Below are 16,785 nucleotides of genomic sequence, written 5' to 3' on the forward strand. Positions count from 1 at the left end.
TGCCCACCCTCGCGCGTTCGGCGGCCGACAGGACGGGCAGGTTGATTGCGCCGGGAATGTGATCCTCCGCGTACACGGACGGGGCGCGGACAGCGACGACGCCGCCGAATGGCAGGGCGCCGAGGGCGGGAAACGCGGGAAGGGCGAAGGACATGGACCCGCCCATACGGCATGTCCCCGTTCGGGCCAATCGCACGCCGGGTCTTGGAATCCGGACGGGGACTTGCCAGTGATCCCCCGACGGTCCCGTGTCGATGACGGAGTGCGGCATCATGAGTCCCATCCCCGATTGGTTCCGCCGACTTCCCATCCTGGGCGTCGGTTTGGCCGTTCTCCTGACGGCGTCTCCGCCGGTCGCCGCGCAGGAGGTGACGCTGCGCCTGCATCAGTTCCTGCCGGCGCAGGCCAACGTGCCAGAGCTGATCCTCGACGTGTGGGCCGACCGGATCGAGGATGCGTCGGACGACCGCATCGCGATCGAGCGCTATCCATCCATGCAGCTGGGCGGCGCCCCACCGGAACTGATGGATCAGGCCATCGACGGGGTCGCCGACATCGTGATGACCGTCGTCGGCTACACGCCCGGACGATTCCCGACGACGGAGGTGTTCGAGCTTCCGTTCTTCGTGACCGACGCGCGTGCGGCATCGGCCGCGTTCTGGTCCCTATACGAAGAAGAGATGCAGGCGGAGTTCGCGGACGTCCACGTGCTAGGCACCTGGGTTCACGGCCCGGGCCTGTTCCACAGCGTCGACCCGATTGAGTCGCTGGACGACCTGCGCGGTGTCAAGGTCCGGGGTCCGAGCCGCATGGTCAACGCCATGCTCGACGTGCTGGGCGCGGAACCCGTCGGCATGCCTGTCCCGGCGGTGCCGGAGGCGCTGTCGAAGGGCGTGATCGACGGGGCCATGCTGCCCTGGGAGGTCGTCCCCTCCCTGCGCGTGCACGAGCTGGTCGAGTTCCACACGGGGTTCGACGGACCCGCGCTCTATACCCTGACCTTCGTGCTGGTGATGAACCGCGAGGCCTACGCCTCGTTGCCTGACGACCTCAGAACCGTGGTGGATGACAACTCGGGCCTCGCCTTCTCGGTCTTCGCGGGCGGCACGCAGGCCGACGCGGATGCCCCCGCCCGCGACCTCGCCGTGGATCTCGGCAACGAGATCATCACCATCCCCGCCGACCGGGCGGACGAATGGCGCGCGGCCGTGCAACCCGTCTATGATTCCTGGATCGCCGACATGGATGCTGCCGGACGCGACGGGGCGGGCATCCTCGCCCGCGCGCAGGCCTTGATGGATGGGTTCGACCCGTCGGCGGACACCTACGGGGATCGTTGATCGGCGGATGGTCCGCATGTTGGATCACGCCGCGCGCCTGTCCGCCATCGCGGGGGGCGCGGTCCTGGTCGGACTGATCCTGGTGGTCTGCCTGTCCATCCTGGGACGGGAGGCGAACGACGCGCTGTACGCCTCCGGGTTGGACGGGTCCGCGGTGGGCCGGTGGTTGCTCGGTGCCGGCCTGGGCGCGATCCCGGGCGACTTCGAGATCGTGGAGGCGGGGGTCGCGTTCGTCGTGTCGGCCTTCCTGCCCCTGGCTCAGGCGCGGGGGGCGCATGCCCGCGTGGACCTGTTCGCCGACCGCATGCCGGTCCCCGTCCGGCGTTGGGGCGATGCCGTCGTGGCGGTCGCGTTCGCGGTCGTGCTGGTCCTGATCGCGGTTCAGTTGTGGTCCGGCCTAGTGAGCAAGATGGGATCGGGGCAGGTGACCCTTCGGCTGCAGTTCCCCGTCTGGTGGGGCTATGCCGCCTGCGTTCCGCCCCTTGCCCTGACCGTGGCCGTCGCGTTCGCGCGGGCGGCATCGGCGCTGCGCATGGCCACCGCGCTCGAATGACCGATGCTGCGATCGGCGCATCGTCGCTGCCCGTCCTCCTGGCGCTGATCCTGCTGCGGGTGCCGATCGGATTGGCGATGTTCGGCGTGGGGCTCGTCGGGCTGGTGCTGGTCACGGGGGACTGGGCCGTTCCCCTGGGCCGCCTTAAGTCGGAGACGTACACCACGTTCTCGTCCTACACGCTATCGATCGTGCCGATGTTCCTGCTGATGGGACAGTTCGCGACCCTGGGTGGGTTGTCCGGTGCATTGTTCCAGGCCACGCGGGGCTTCCTGGGACACCGGCGCGGTGGGGTGGCGATGGCGTCGATCGCGGCCTGTGCGGGCTTCGGTGCGATCTGCGGGTCGTCGCTCGCGACGGCGGCGACCATGGGCCGGGTCGCCCTTCCCGAGCTTCGGGCCAGCGGCTACGATGGCGGCCTGGCTACCGCCACGCTCGCGGCGGGGGGGACGCTGGGCATCCTGATCCCGCCCTCCATCGTGCTGGTGATCTATGCGATCTTGACCGATCAGAACATCGCGAACCTGTTCGTCGCCGCGATCGTGCCGGGGATCCTGGCGGCGCTGGGCTACATGGCTGCCGTGGCCCTGTACGTCCGCCGCCACCCGGATCGGGCGGGTCGGTCCGATCGGACCCCTTGGCCCCACCGCCTGCATCTGGTGGCGGCGGTCTGGCCCGTCCTCCTGGTCTTCGGACTGGTCGTTGGGGGGATCTACGGAGGTCTCTTCACTCCGACCGAGGGTGCGGCGGTCGGTGCAGCGGGCACGGCGCTGGTGGCCTGGAGGCGGGGCGGGCTGACGCCGTCGACGATGGCGACGGCCTTCACGGAAACGGCCACCACGACCGCCATGATCTTCCTGATCGTCCTGGGGGCGGCCTTCTACAACGGGTTCCTCGCATTGACGGGCGTGCCCCAATCGATCGCTGCGTGGGTCGGGTCGGTCGATCTGCCCCCCGTCGCGGTGATCTGCGTCATCCTGTTGTTCTACCTGGTCCTGGGATGCGTGATGGACAGCCTGTCCATGATCCTGCTGACCATTCCGATCTTCTGGCCCGTCGTGCAGGGTCTCGACGTGACCTTCGTCACGCTGGCCGATCTGCACGCGGCCCGCGCCGCCGACGCCCTGGCCGCCGGCATCGATCTGTCCCCCGACATGCGGGCGCAGATAACGCGCGTCCTCGCGGACGGCGCCGAGTTGACGCGCGACCAGATCCGCGCCCTGGAGCTGCGCCGCGTGTCGCAGGCCACGCTCGATCGTCTGAACGCCGATCGCCTCGCTCTGTGGTTCGGGATCCTCGTCCTGGTGGTGGTCGAGGTCGGGCTGATCACGCCCCCGGTCGGAATGAACCTCTTCGTCATCAACGCGATGGATCGCGCCACGCCGATGACCGCGACCTATCGCGCGGTGGGATGGTTCGTCGCGTCCGATCTAATGCGGGTCGTGCTGCTGGTCGCAGTGCCCGGACTGGTCCTGTGGCTCGTCCCCTGGTGACGATCTGCGCCGTGCTTGCCAAACGAGGGTCGTTCCGTCATGCGCGCGATCCGGGGGGCGTCCGAAGGCGCGCGTTCGACGACAGGCGGCGCGGCAACAGCACTGTGTGAGGCACCATGAAGATTGCGATGATCGGTACGGGCTATGTCGGCTTGGTGTCCGGGGTGTGTTTCGCGGATTTCGGGCATGACGTCGTCTGCGTCGACAAGGACGCGTCTAAGATCGAGTCGCTGAACGCGGGGCACGTTCCGATCTACGAGCCTGGGCTCGACACCCTGATGGAGACGAACGTCGCAGCGGGTCGGCTGTCGTTCACGACCGACCTGTCCGCCGCCCTCGACGGGGTGGATGCCGTGTTCATCGCGGTCGGGACCCCGACACGCCGGGGCGACGGCCATGCGGACCTGACCTATGTCATGGCCGCGGCACGCGACATCGCGCACGCCCTGACCGGGTTCGCCGTGATCGTCACTAAATCCACCGTTCCCGTCGGCACGAACCGGAAGGTGGCCGCGGAGATCCGCTCGGCGAATCCGGACGCCGACTTCGAGGTCGCTTCGAACCCCGAGTTTCTGCGCGAAGGGGCGGCGATCGAGGATTTCATGCGCCCCGATCGCGTCGTGGTCGGCGTGGAGGCGGACCGAGCGGCGGAGGTCATGTCGAAGGTCTATCGCCCGCTCTATCTGCGCGATTTCGCGATCGTGACGATGGACATCGAATCGGCCGAACTGACGAAGTACGCGGCCAATGCCTTTCTCGCGACGAAGATCACCTTCATCAACGAGATCGCCGCGTTGTGCGAGCGTGTCGGCGCCGACGTGAAGCGCGTCGCGAACGGGATCGGTCTGGACAACCGGATCGGGAACAAGTTCCTCCACGCCGGTCCTGGGTACGGCGGTTCCTGCTTCCCGAAGGACACTTCGGCGCTCGCCCGCATCGGGCAGGAGCACGGCGTTCCCATGCGCATCACCGAAGCCGTGATGCAGGTGAACGATGGCGTGAAGCGACGCATGCTCGATCACGTGCGGGATCTGTGCGACGGGACGTTCCGCGACAAGGTCGTGCTCGTCCTCGGCGTGACGTTCAAGCCCAACACGGACGACATGCGAGACGCGCCGAGCCTGACGATCGTACCCGCCCTGGTAGGCGGCGGTGCGCAGGTCCGGGTGATCGATCCCCACGGTCGCCGCGAGGGAGAGGCGCTGCTGCCGCGCGTCGACTGGGTCGACGACCCCTATGCCGCGGCGGTGGGCGCGGACCTGATCGTGTTGCTGACCGAGTGGAACGAGTTCCGCGCCTTGGACCTGTCGCGCCTCGCACAGGCGATGCGAGTCCCCCGTCTCGCCGACCTGCGGGGGGTCTATGCCCCGCTCGACGTCGCGAATGCCGGCTTCGCGCGATCCTATACCGTTGGGCGGCCCCCCGCCGAATGAAGCCCGCAGGGGTGCTTTTCCCACGTTCATGACCTAAGCGTGAATGCAAGGCGCCGGAAAGCGCATCATTACGACGGACCGGACGTATTGCGGATGTCGCCCTTTACCGAAATCTTGCTGGGATGGTCGCGTCCGACGAAACGGGCGGTTCAGGTGCTCGCGGACGTCGTTCTGCTGACAATCTGCTTCGTGGTCGCGATGGTGCTGCGGCAGGAAAGCTTCGCGTTCTTCCGGGACAGGGACGTCTGGCTGACGTTCCTGCCGGCCATGATCATCAGCTTGGCGGTATTCATTCGGTTCGGGTTCTATCACGCCGTGGTGCGCTATATCAGCTCGACCGCGTCGGGCGTGATCTTCGGTGGCATCGTGGCGTCCGCCGCGGCCCTGGCACTGGCGAACTGGAGCATGGGGTTCCCGCTGCCGGTCACCGTGCCGGTCGTCTATGGTCTGGTGGCGTTGTTCGTGATCGGCGGGTCGCGGCTCACGATGCGGTCCGTCCTGTCGCGCGGCAACGCGGCCGCCCGCACGGGGGTGGTGATCTACGGCGCGGGCGTCGCCGGCAAGGAGGTCCTGGGCAGCCTCCGGGCGAGCCCGGAGTACCGCGCCATCGCGTTCGTGGACGACGACCCGGCGGTGCAGAACATCCGGATGTCGGAACTGCGTGTCCATGCACCGGACGCATTGCCCGATCTCATCGAACGGTATGGCGCGCAACTCGTGCTCCTCGCGATGCCGGGCACGTCGCGCCGGCGGAAGCGCGACATCCTGGCGCGGCTGGAATCGCTTCCGGTCGAGGTGAAGACGATTCCGTCCATGCGCGACCTCGTCGATGGCACGGCCGAGATGGGAGATATCCGCGACGTTCCGATCGAGGACCTGCTGGGGCGGGACCCGGTGCCGCCTGACGCCGACCTGATGGCCGCGGACATCGCGGGTCGTCGGGTCATGATAACCGGTGCGGGCGGCTCGATCGGATCGGAGTTGTGTCGGCAGGCCCTGCGTCAGGATCCGTCGTGCCTCGTCCTGTTGGATCAATCCGAGTTCGCCCTCTATACGATCGAGCGGGAGTTGGCGGCGCTGAACGCCGCCCGTGACGTGCCCGTCCGGGTGGTCCCCGTGTTGGGATCGGTCCAGCATCCGCAGCGGACCGTCGCCACGCTGAAGCGGCACGGCATCCAGACCGTTTATCACGCAGCGGCCTACAAGCACGTTCCGATGGTCGAGGAGAACGTGATCGAGGCGGTGCGCAACAACGTCTTCGGAACCCTGAACCTGGCCCGTGCCGCCGTGGAGGCGGGGGTGGAGGCGTTCATCCTCATCTCCACCGACAAGGCGGTCCGACCGACGAACGTAATGGGTGCCACCAAGCGTCTTGCGGAACTGATCTGCCAGGCGCACGACCTGCGCCAGGACGGGACGCTGTTCTCCTCCGTCCGGTTCGGCAACGTCCTGGGTTCCTCGGGGTCCGTGATACCGGTCTTCCGGGAGCAGATCGCGTCGGGCGGGCCCATCACGGTCACTGACCCGGAGATCACGCGCTACTTCATGACCATACCCGAGGCGGCGCAACTGGTGATCCAGGCCGGGGCGATGGCGCGGGGTGGGGACGTGTTCGTGCTCGACATGGGGGAGTCGGTCCGGATCGTCGACATGGCCCGGCGCATGGTCCGCTTGGCGGGGCTGGAGCCGTGGATCCGGGGCCAGGATCCGGAAGGCGACGTCGAGATCACGTTCACCGGCCTGCGGAAGGGCGAGAAGCTCTACGAGGAACTGCTGATCGCGGACGCCACCGCCGAGACCGCGCATCCGCGCATCATGACGGCGACCGAACGGATGATGGGTTGGCCCGAACTGTCGCGGGTCCTGGACGCCCTGTGGATCGCAATGGAAGCCGGTCACGACGAACCGATCCGCACCCTGCTGCAGGCGGCACCGCTCGAGTATCGCCCCGAGGTGGAACGCCGCGCCGCCTGAAACCCGCGCCGTCACGGGTTGGACATTCCCCGCCCCCGTCCGATAAGGCGATGGCGCGATCGGACGATGCGGGGGAAGTCGGGATGGCCAGCGGAATCCTGTCGCGCCTGTTGGGGCGCGGGCCGAAGGACGAGCCGTCGACCCCCGTGGCCGTCGACCAAGACATCTGGCTGATCGGCGATGTCCATGGATGCATCGACCCCCTCGACAGGCTGCTGGCCCGGGTCGATGCCGACCGTCATTCTGAAAGGTCGACCATCGTGTTTCTGGGGGATTACGTGGATCGCGGCCCGGCGTCGAAGGCGGTGCTGGATCGACTGTCCGAACGGCTGGACGGGGGCACGTCCATGCATGCGGCCGTGGCCCTGGTGGGCAACCACGAGCGTATGATGCTCGAGTTCCTGGAGGAGCCGGTGCAGCGAGGACGCCGCTGGCTGCGCTTCGGCGGCATCGATACGCTGGCCAGCTTCGGGGTGGGCGGCATCACGGTCCATGCCACCCCGGCCGAGCTTCGCGATGCCGCCGACCGTTTGGCGGTGGCGGCGGGTGCCGATACCCTGGCCATGCTCCACCACCTGCCGACGCGGTGGCGCAACGGGAACGTCGTTTGCGTCCACGCGGGACTGGACCCGGGCGCGCCGGTCGATGGCCAGTCGGACGAGGTCGCCGTGTGGGGGCATCCCGACTTCATGACAGTTCCCCGGACGGACGGGCTGTGGATCGCCCATGGCCATACCATCGTCGATCGACCGCATGCCGCCGGCTCCCGGATCGCGACAGATACTGGTGTGTACCGCACCGGGCGCCTGACGGCCGCGCATCTGCGTCCGGGCGCCGCGCCCGCGTTCGTCACGGTCGACTGAGGGAAGCGGAGCATGGCGTTCGAGACCGGCCAACTGGTCCTGATGGCAGGGCTACTCGCGCTGGTCGGCGTGGCGGGGGGACTGCTGGCCGGGCTGCTCGGGGTCGGCGGGGGGATCGTGATCGTGCCCGCGTTGTTCTGGGTGCTTTCCGCCCTGGGGGTCGCCCCGGACGTCGCCATGAGCGTCGCGGTCGGCACGTCGCTGGCGACCATTATCCCGACCTCCATCTCGTCCGCGCGGGCGCATCATGCGAAGGGCAACGTCGATACGGCGCTGCTTCGGCGATGGGCGCCCTTCGTGTTCGCGGGCGCGATGACCGGGGGCTTGCTGTCCTACGTGCTCGACGGGACCGCCCTGACGCTGCTGTTCGGGACGGTCGCGTTGCTCGTCGCGGCGAACATGGCCTTTCCCCGCGGTGGCGGTCCGACCCGGACCCTGCCGACGCGGCGGGGGGCGCAGGCCTCGATCGCGTCCGTGATCGGATTGTTCAGCGCACTCATGGGGATAGGCGGCGGAACGTTCGGCGTGCCCGTGCTGTCGCTGTTCGGATACGTGGCGCACCGGGCGGTCGGCACGGCGGCGGCGATCGGGCTCGTGATCGCGGTGCCCGGGACGTTCGGCTTCGTGCTGGGCGGGCTGGGCGAGGCAGGTCGCCCGCCCCTTTCTTTAGGTTATGTTAACCTTCCGGCCGTCGCGGTGATCGTGCCACTGACCGTCACGATGGCGCCTGTCGGCGCGGGGCTGGGGCACAGGCTTTCTGCGGTGCGGCTGAAACAAGTGTTCGCGTTGTTCCTGGCGATCACCGCATTACGGATGTTGTGGGCATCGTTCGCCTGAGCGGGGGAGAAGGCAATGCGGTTCAGCGCGAATACGGGATTCCTTTGGAAGGACCGACCCTTCCTGGACCGCATAGCGGCGGCCAGGGCCGCCGGCTTCGAGGCGGTCGAGTTCCATGACGAATGGCGGGACCACGACCCGGACGCGATCCGCGACGCGCTGGATGGCATGCCCGTCCTGGGGCTGAACGTGCGGATGGGCGAGACGGCGGGGTGCGCCGCGATGCCTGGCGGGCAGGCGCGCGCGGACATCGACGCGGCCGTCGCGATGGCGCGCGCGCTGGGTGCGGGCGGCGTTCACGTCCTGGCCGGGAAGGTCGAGCGAAACGACGACAGCATAGCGGCTTACGTGGCGAACTTGACGTATGCCTGCGACGCCGGCCCCGACCTGACGATCCTGATCGAGCCCCTCTGCGCCCGGGCGATGCCGGTCTATCCGCTGCGCCGCATCGCCGACATCGCGACCTTGCGGGATCGCGTGGGGGCGCCGAACCTGCGGGCGATGTTCGACCTGTTCCACGTATCCAACGAGGGGGACGATCCGGTCGCGACCTATCGCGCCCATGCCGACATCGTGGGGCACGTGCAGATAGCCGACCCGGAGACGCGGGGCGAACCGCGCGGCATCGGGGACACGCTGCGGGCGTTGCGGGATGCCGGCTACGACCGTCCGTTCGGATGCGAATACGTGCCCGCGGGCACGGTGGAGGAGGGGCTGTCGTGGCGCGACGAGGTTTGAGCGGGGTGGTCCCGTCGGTGTCTGCTCTATGTCTGCTCCGTGTCTGCTATCAGTCCGACATTCTTTGACATACGCGGCGCGCCGATCCGGTCCCTGATCTGGTCGTTCGCCTGCCTCGTGCCAGTGGTGGCCGCGGCGACGGGGGCGTGGCTGACGGCGCTGGCGGGCGCGGGCTGCGTGATCCTGGCGCTGCTGCCGAAGGCGTTCACCCGGGTGTCCGGGCTGCGGTTTCCCGACGGGCTCTGCACCGGGGTGCTGGTCTTCTGCATGGCCGCGCTGCTGTTGGGCGAAATGGCCGGGTTCTATGGCCGCTTCTGGTGGTGGGATCTGGGCCTGCACGTGGTCGCATCGGTCGTGCTGGTGCAGGTGGGCGCGGCCTTGGTGCTGCTCGTCACGGCGGGCGGACGCCCACGGACCGCGATCTGGATCCTGGCGACGCTGGCCTTCGGCTTCTCGATGATGGTCGGCGCGTGCTGGGAGATCTTCGAGTTCACGATTGATGGCCTCTTCGGCACGAATGCCCAGCGGTCCGGCCTGCCGGACACGATGTGGGACCTGGTGGCCGATGCCGTCGGCGCGACCTGGGGGGCCTGGGCCGTGAACCGCCGGTTGACGCATGGGTCCGCGCCTCCGGGTGCGGGATTGCTGCCGGGCTGGATGACGCTGAATCCCATCGTCTATCCGGATTGGCCCGAATGGTCAGTCGAGGGCCGCGCGCCCCGCGGCCTGGCCCGATAGGACAGCCCCTTCGAGGGTCGCGGGCAGGCCGGTGTCGGTATGGTCGCCCGCCAGGAACAGGTTCGCCCAGGGCATCGTCGTGGAGGCCCGGCGACGCACGCCGTCCGGGGTCTGGTCGAAGGTGGCGGCCTTCTCGCGCAGGAAGCGGGCGGCGGGCCTGTCCCGGGGGGCGTGACACCCATGCGCGATCAGGATGGCCCGCATCTCGCCCCATAGATGGTCAAGGGCGGCGGCGCGGTCCATGCCGTCCAACGCTGAATCCTCCGCCGCGGACACGGTGACCGATACGACGTCGCCGCGGCGGAACACCCATTGCGTGGTCGCGCCCAGCACCGCCAGGATCGGTGGCAGGTCGGTGCCCGGGACCACGAAATGCGCGTTCGCGATGGCCCCGCCCGGTGCGGGAAGCGGCAGGTCCGGCAGCACGGCCGCCAGGGGTGCGGGTGGCAAGGCCAGCACGATGCGGTCCCCCGGCCCGACCCTGATGTCCGCGTCGCGCAGGTGGATGCCCGTCACGCGCGACCCGTCGTCGGACAGGCCCTGCACGGCCGTGCGATAGCGGATCGTCGCGCCGGCTCGTTCGAGGCGGTCCAGGGCGGGTTCGATCAGCGCGGCGCCCAGCCCGTCTGGCGCCACCACGGGGCGGGCGGTGCCGCCGCCCTTCGCGAAGGAGCGCATCAGCGTCGCGCGCATCAGGCCGGCATCGCCGCCTTCGGGCGGTTCGTTCAGGACGGCCCGGGTCAGCGGATCCCAGAATGTCCGCCAATGCGCACCACGGTCGCGGACGACGCGCCCCAGCGGACGGCGGGCGGGACCGGTCATCAAGCGGACCATGTCCCGCAGCAGCGGCCCCAGCGGCGTTCCCGGGGCGCGGGCGCGCGGGGACAGGGCCGCGAACGGACCACGGCCGAGTTCGAGGGACCAGCGCGCCCCGGTGTCCAGGTCGAGATACGGGAACGCGGCGTCCAACATGCGCAGTCGGTCCGCTCCGCCGATCCGATCGGCCCAACCCAGCACCGCGGTGTTGGCCGACAGGATCAGGTGGTTGCCGTTGTCGATTACGCGGCCTAGGCGGTCGTCGCGATAGGACCGGCACCGCCCCCCCGCCTTGGGCGACGCTTCGAGGATCGTGACCGCGCCCCCCCGCGATGCGAGATGCTCCGCCGCGACAAGGCCGGCGAGGCCCGCGCCGACGACGTAGATGCGCGCGCTCACGGGGCCGGACGGAGACGAGGCGGGGTCATCGCAGCATCCGGCGGGGATGCCCGGCGTGACGCAACCGCCCGTTCCGGCGCCCGAACGCGGCGATCCCCGCATTCCGTCCGCAGCCCCGGGAGGCGGGGTCCGATCGGTCGTTCCAACGGGTCATCACCGTCCCCCGCGCATCGCCTGCGCCAGCCCTGCACGCAGCTTGGCCCGGCCCGACAAGCGGACGGGCGGGGCGGTCCAATCGCCTTCCATGATGCGCAGGAGCCGTTCGTAAGGGCCCATCATCACCAGCGCGGGCACGAGGGGCAGGCGGGGATGGGCGGGCACCTCCGCCAGGGCGGCGTCGAAGGCGGCGCGGGCCTGTTTTCCCAGCGCCGCACGGGCGGCCGGCAGGTTCGGATGCGTGGCGGCGTTCACGTCGTGAGGCATCCCCGCCGCGTCCAGGACGTCGCGCGGCATGTAGAGGCGCCCCATCGCCGCATCCTCCGCCACGTCGCGCAGGATGTTCGTCAGCTGCACCCCGCGGGCGAGGTTCAGCGCGAACCGTTCGGAGGGCGCCCCCCGCCACGCCCCGAAGCAGCGCATCGACAGGAGCCCCACGGTCCCCGCCACGCGGCGGACGTATTCGGACAGCGCCTCCGCCGTGGGGGCGACGATGGCCTGGGCGTCCATCCGCATCCCGTCGATCAGGAGGTGCAGTTCCGCCGTGGGCAGATCGAAGCGCCCGATGGCGCGGGCCAGTTCGGTCCCGATGGCGGTGCGGGGGTGGCCGGCCTCGGTCGCCGCGACCTCCGCCTGGAGATCGTCCAGCCGGGCGGCCCGGGTCCGGGGATCGGACGTGCCGGGCAGGTCGCCATCGGCGATGTCGTCGGCGACGCGGCAGAACGCATAGACGGCATGGATCGCGTCCCGGCGCGGTCGGGGCAGGACGCGCATCCCCGCCGCGAAGGACGAGCCGGCCTGCGCGACGATGCGCCGAACCTCCGCCCGGTCGGCTTCAGGGGAGAGCGCCGGGGCGATCACGGGCGCGCCGCCGCGCCGGCGCCACGCAGGGCGGCGCGGGCGAAGTCGAACCGGGTGGGCGCGATGCGGCGGGCCAACGGATCGCCGCGGCGCAACCGGCGGGCGAGGGTGCCCGCCAGATGCAAGGTGGCCGTCGCCTGGCCCCGCAGCGATCGCGCGCGGATCAGGCCGGGCAGGGGGGCGGCACGGCGCAGGAGGCCGTCGCATTCGTCCAACGCCCGGTCGATCACGCGGCGCAAGGCCGGCGTGCTGCCGGCGGCCGTCAGATCCGCCCGTGCCACCCCCGCCTCCGCCATCCAATCGGCCGGGAGATAGACCCGGTCCAAGGTCGCCGCGTCCTCGCGGATGTCCTGCAAGTGGTTCAGGATCTGCAATGCGGTGCACAATGCGTCCGACGGGTCATGGGTCGTCTGGGCTTCTTCGTAGAGCGACAGGAGGAAGCGGCCGACGGGATCAGCCGACATGCGGCAATATGCGCGCAGATCGTCGAGATCGGCGTAAACCTTTCCCTTCGCGTCCTGCCGGAACGCGCCCAGCAGGTCGCGCGCCGCCTGGAGGCCAGGCCCTTCGCCGACCGCGTTCCGCAGGGTCCGCCCGGTCCGGTCGGGACCCCCTTCGAGTCCCCATTCCATGTCCGCCAAGCGGTCGAGCTTCGCCTGAGGCGACAGGTCGGCACGGTCCGCGACGTCGTCGGCCGTGCGGGCGAACGCATAGAACGCCTTGATCGCACGGGCTTTTTCCGACGGCGCGAACAAACCGACGAGGGGGAAGTTCTCGCCCCGCGGCGGATGGGCCCGCGCCCGTGATGCTGTGTCGGTCTGCGTCATCTCAGGCGCCGCGTCGTCCCGCTCCCCATGGGTCCGCGTTGCATCGGCATCGATGCGCGTGGTCCCCGCCATAAGGTCGGACGGACAGCGCCTTTGTCCAGCCCCGGCCCCGGCGCGCGAGGACGTTAACGCCACGTCGGGGTGTCGACACCGCCTGACGGTCCGCTATGTCCGGGCTGTGGCGCCGGGGGGTGCCTTCCTTGGGGAGTGTCGGCGTGACCGCGAACCGGACGATCAGGGCCTGCACGGGCGCCGCGCTGTGGCTGGCCGCCTGCATCCCCGCCGCGGCCGGTCAGGTCCAGATCGAGGTGAAGGGGCTGCGGTCCGGCGAGGGGCTGCTGCGCGCGGCCCTGTGCACGCGCGACGAGTTCCTGACCCCCCGCTGCGGTCACGCCGCCGCGGTGCCCGCCGCGGCACCGCTGGTGACGATCGACGGCGTGGGCCCCGGCACCTATGCGGTGCAGGTCTTCCACGACGAGGATTCGGACGGGCAGCTGGACCGCATGGGCTTCCTTCCGCAGGAGGGCCTGGGCTTCAGCCGCAACGCCCGGATGCTGATGGGCCCGCCCCGCTTCGAGGACGCGGCCTTCGGGTTGCCCGACGTGGGCGCCGTCCGCATCACCATGACGATGAGATACTTTCCATGACCACGACCACCACGAGGGGACCCGTGACCCGTTCCGCACCCAACACCCCCAAGCGCGTCGTCGTCGTAGGCGCCGGCCCAGGCGGCCTCGCCACCGCGATGCTGATGCGCGCCGCCGGCGCCGAGGTCACGCTGATCGAGCGGGAGGACCGCGTCGGCGGCCGCACCGCCAGCTTCACGCAGGACGGCTATACGTTCGATTACGGGCCGACCTTCTATCTGTACCCCGAGGTGCTGCAGGAGATCTTCCAGGCGTGCGGCCACGACCTGTTCGAGGAGGTCGACCTTCGGCAGCTGGAGCCGATGTACCGGTTGCAGTTCGACGACGGCACGACCTTCGATGCGACGCCGGACGTCGAGCGCCTGACCGCGGAGGCGGCGAAGATCGACCCGGACGACGCGAAGAACGTCCCCGCCTACCTGCAGGAGCAGATCGACAAGTTCGCCGTGTTCAAGCCCATCCTGCAGCGTCCGTTCAACGGACCCCTGGACCTGGTGAAGCCGGACATGCTGAAGGCGTTCCCGCTGTTCCGGCCCTGGCTGACGGTGGACCAGGACCTGCGGCGGTTCTTCAAGTCGGAGGACCTGCGGCTGGCCTTCAGCTTCCAGTCCAAGTACTTGGGCATGTCGCCCTTCAAGTGCCCGTCGCTGTTCACGATCGTGGCCCATGTCGAGTACGGCTTCGGCGTGTTCCACCCGATCGGGGGCTGCAACGCGATCCCGCGGGCCATGGCGCGCGTCGCGTCCGAGATCGGGGTGGACATCCGCCTGTCCGAGCCGGTCGAGGAGATCCTGTTCGACGGCAAGCGGGCCAGCGCGGTGCGCACGTCGAACCGGACCTATGCCGCGGACGCGGTGGTGGTGAACGCGGACTTCGCGGGCACGATCAAGCGGCTGATCCCCAACCGGCTGCGCAAGCGGTGGACGGACGACAGGATCGACGCGAAGCGGTATTCGTGCAGCACGTTCATGCTGTATCTGGGTCTGGACAAGCGGTTCGACGACCTGTCGCACCACACGATCCACCTGTCGGGCGACTATCTCAGGAACATCCAGGAGATCGACGACGGGCAGGCCCCCGAGGAACCGACGATCTATGTCCAGAACGCGAGCGTCACCGATCCGACGCTGGCGCCCGACGGGCATTCGACGCTGTACGTGCTGGTGCCCACCGGCAACCTGACGGGCGGCATCGACTGGGCGGCGTTCGGCCCGGTGTACCGGGAGCGCATCCTCGACCGGCTGTCCAAGCTGACCGGCCACGATATCCGGCCGCATATCCGGACCGAACGGATGTACACGCCCGCCGACTGGGAATCCCAAATGGGGATCCATGCGGGGGCCACGTTCAACCTGGCGCACAACCTGGGACAGATGCTGCACTGGCGGCCCCGCAACCGGTTCGAGGACGTGGACGGCGTGTACCTGACCGGGGGCGGGACGCATCCCGGCAGCGGGCTGCCGACCATATTCGAGAGCGCGCGCATCGCGTCGCGGCTGGCGGCGGGGGACCTGGGGCTGGACACGGACCGGCTGCCCGATCAGCTGCCCACGCAACCCAAGTTCAAGGAGGCCGCGGAATGAGCACGGTCGGCATCATCGGCGGCGGCCTGGGCGGCCTGGCGGCGGCCGCGACACTGGCGGCGCGGGGTCACAAGGTCACCCTGCTGGAGAAGAACGACTGGCTGGGCGGCAAGGCCGCGGTGCTGGAGGAGGACGGGTTCCGGTTCGACATGGGTCCGACGATCCTGACGATGCCCCGCGTGCTGGAACGGATCTTCGCGGAATCGGGCCGCGACATGAACGACTACCTCGACCTCCGGCGCCTCGACCCGCAATGGCGCTGCTTCTACGACGACGGGACCGTCCTTGACCTGCGCAACGACCCCGCAGAGGCGGCGCGCGACATCGGCAGGCTGTCCCCGCCCGACGAGCAGGGCTTCAAGGAGTTCATGAAGGTCGCCGACCGCCTGTCGGACGTCAGCGACCGGTTCTTCTTCTGGAAGTCGGTCGAGGACCTGCGCGACACGATGAACATGAAGCAGAACTTCAGCCTGGACACGCTGAAGGACGTCATGGCCTTGCGGATGCACCGGACCGTGGCGGGGCAGATCAAGAAGGACATCCAGGACCCTCGCGTCCGCCAGATGCTGGAGCACTTCATCCAGTACGTCGGCTCCAGCCCGTTGGCATCGCCCGCGGTCTTGTGCGGCATCGCGCAGATGCAGCAGGGCGAGGGGGTATGGTACCCGATGGGCGGCACGCGGGCCGTGCCCGTCGCGCTGACCCGGCTGGGCGAGGAGCTGGGCGTGGACTACCGCACCGGCGTCGACGTCAGCCGGATCGTGGTCGAGGACGGGCAGGCCGTCGCCGTGGAGGCGGACGGCGAGATCCTGCGCTTCGACAAGGTCGTGTCGAACATGGATTCGGTGCGCACCTACAAGGAGCTGGTGGGCGGGCCCGCCTGGCGCGACTTCGGCTACAGGAAGCGGGAGGCCGCCTGCTCCGGCGTGGTCCTGTATCTTGGCCTCCGGGAGGCGTACGACCACCTGGCGCACCACAACTTCGTCTTCTCGCGCGACCCCGAGGAGGAGTTCGCCGCGATCTACGACGAGGGCGTGCCCGCCCCGGACCCCACCGCCTATGTCGCGGCGCCCATGCGGACGGAGGCGGGGGCGGCCACGGCCTGCGCGCCGGAGGGTGGCGAGGCGCTCTATATCCTGGTGCACACGCCGCATCTGCGTCCCGGGCACGACTGGTCGCGGATGCTGCCGGAGTATCGCCGCGTGATCCTCGACAAGTTGGGGCGCGCGGCGGGGCTGGGCGACCTGGAGGACCGCATCGTGTTCGAGCGGACCCTGACGCCCCAGGACATCAACGATCGGTACAAGGTGTTGGACGGCGCGATCTATGGCTTGGTAAGTCATGGCAAGATGATGGGCGCGTTCAAGCCGGGCAACCGTTCGCGACAGGTCCGGGACCTGTACCTGGCCGGCGGGTCCGCGCATCCGGGGCCGGGCATGCCGATGGCGTTGATGTCGGGCTGGATCGCGGCCGATTGCCTGCACCGGGACGCCGTCGCCAACGCGCCCGTCGCGGCGGAGTGATCCC

At 69.4% G+C, this 16,785-nt stretch carries 14 protein-coding genes and 1 pseudogene; 12 read left to right on the top strand and 3 right to left on the bottom strand.

The window, feature by feature from the left end; all coding sequences use genetic code 11:
- Positions 1–272: 272 nt before the first annotated feature.
- The 9 genes from P0084_RS00005 (at position 273) to P0084_RS00045 (ending at position 9,969) form a co-directional block, all read left to right on the top strand.
- A complete protein-coding gene (locus tag P0084_RS00005; protein WP_308914748.1) occupies positions 273–1,340 on the top strand; it encodes a TRAP transporter substrate-binding protein in 1,068 nt (355 codons plus the stop codon).
- Positions 1,341–1,356: 16 nt separating this feature from the next.
- The gene (locus tag P0084_RS00010; RefSeq protein WP_308914749.1) at positions 1,357–1,893 is read left to right on the top strand and encodes a TRAP transporter small permease; all 537 of its coding nucleotides are present in this window, start codon (positions 1,357–1,359) and stop codon (positions 1,891–1,893) included.
- Positions 1,890–3,386: a TRAP transporter large permease gene (locus P0084_RS00015; RefSeq protein WP_308914750.1), complete on the top strand. Its 1,497-nt coding sequence runs from the start codon at positions 1,890–1,892 to the stop codon at positions 3,384–3,386. Before P0084_RS00010 ends, P0084_RS00015 begins: the two co-directional genes overlap by 4 nt.
- A 116-nt stretch (positions 3,387–3,502) precedes the next feature.
- Positions 3,503–4,819 (top strand): UDP-glucose dehydrogenase family protein, encoded by a 1,317-nt coding sequence (locus P0084_RS00020; RefSeq protein WP_308914751.1) that lies wholly within the window; start codon positions 3,503–3,505, stop codon positions 4,817–4,819.
- Between the two features lie 153 nt (positions 4,820–4,972).
- Positions 4,973–6,793 (top strand): polysaccharide biosynthesis protein, encoded by a 1,821-nt coding sequence (locus tag P0084_RS00025; RefSeq protein WP_308914752.1) that lies wholly within the window; start codon positions 4,973–4,975, stop codon positions 6,791–6,793.
- Positions 6,794–6,876: 83 nt separating this feature from the next.
- Positions 6,877–7,656: a metallophosphoesterase gene (locus tag P0084_RS00030; protein WP_308914753.1), complete on the top strand. Its 780-nt coding sequence runs from the start codon at positions 6,877–6,879 to the stop codon at positions 7,654–7,656.
- 12 nt (positions 7,657–7,668) lie between these two features.
- Complete coding sequence (locus tag P0084_RS00035; RefSeq protein ID WP_308914754.1) at positions 7,669–8,493, top strand: sulfite exporter TauE/SafE family protein; 825 nt, start codon at positions 7,669–7,671, stop codon at positions 8,491–8,493.
- Positions 8,494–8,508: 15 nt separating this feature from the next.
- Complete coding sequence (locus tag P0084_RS00040; RefSeq protein WP_308914755.1) at positions 8,509–9,231, top strand: TIM barrel protein; 723 nt, start codon at positions 8,509–8,511, stop codon at positions 9,229–9,231.
- A 39-nt stretch (positions 9,232–9,270) separates the two neighbouring features.
- Complete coding sequence (locus P0084_RS00045; protein ID WP_308914756.1) at positions 9,271–9,969, top strand: hypothetical protein; 699 nt, start codon at positions 9,271–9,273, stop codon at positions 9,967–9,969.
- Here P0084_RS00045 and hpnE read toward each other — a convergent pair.
- The 3 genes from hpnE to P0084_RS00060 all read right to left on the bottom strand — a co-directional run bounded on the left by hpnE (position 9,931) and on the right by P0084_RS00060 (position 13,028).
- Positions 9,931–11,184, bottom strand: coding sequence for a hydroxysqualene dehydroxylase HpnE (gene hpnE / locus P0084_RS00050; protein ID WP_308914757.1), 1,254 nt, complete (start codon positions 11,182–11,184; stop codon positions 9,931–9,933). The two genes, P0084_RS00045 and hpnE, sit on opposite strands and share 39 nt — an antisense overlap.
- A gap of 153 nt (positions 11,185–11,337) precedes the next feature.
- Entirely contained in the window at positions 11,338–12,201 is an 864-nt protein-coding gene (locus P0084_RS00055) for a squalene/phytoene synthase family protein (protein ID WP_308914758.1), read from the bottom strand.
- Positions 12,198–13,028, bottom strand: coding sequence for a squalene/phytoene synthase family protein (locus P0084_RS00060; RefSeq protein WP_308914759.1), 831 nt, complete (start codon positions 13,026–13,028; stop codon positions 12,198–12,200). The genes P0084_RS00055 and P0084_RS00060 overlap by 4 nt, the downstream gene beginning before the upstream one ends.
- Before the next feature lie 167 nt (positions 13,029–13,195).
- Here P0084_RS00060 and P0084_RS00065 point away from each other — a divergent pair, with 167 nt between their 5' ends.
- The 3 genes and pseudogenes from P0084_RS00065 (at position 13,196) to P0084_RS00075 (ending at position 16,781) form a co-directional block, all read left to right on the top strand.
- Positions 13,196–13,675, top strand: coding sequence for a DUF2141 domain-containing protein (locus P0084_RS00065; protein WP_308914760.1), 480 nt, complete (start codon positions 13,196–13,198; stop codon positions 13,673–13,675).
- Positions 13,624–15,258: pseudogene (locus P0084_RS00070) on the top strand (phytoene desaturase family protein); the annotation flags it as partial. The gene P0084_RS00065 and the pseudogene P0084_RS00070, both read left to right, overlap by 52 nt.
- Entirely contained in the window at positions 15,255–16,781 is a 1,527-nt protein-coding gene (locus tag P0084_RS00075) for a phytoene desaturase family protein (protein ID WP_308914761.1), read from the top strand. The pseudogene P0084_RS00070 and the gene P0084_RS00075, both read left to right, overlap by 4 nt.
- Positions 16,782–16,785 lie beyond the last annotated feature (4 nt).

This window comes from Jannaschia maritima (assembly GCF_030973515.1).
Classification (GTDB): domain Bacteria; phylum Pseudomonadota; class Alphaproteobacteria; order Rhodobacterales; family Rhodobacteraceae; genus Jannaschia; species Jannaschia maritima.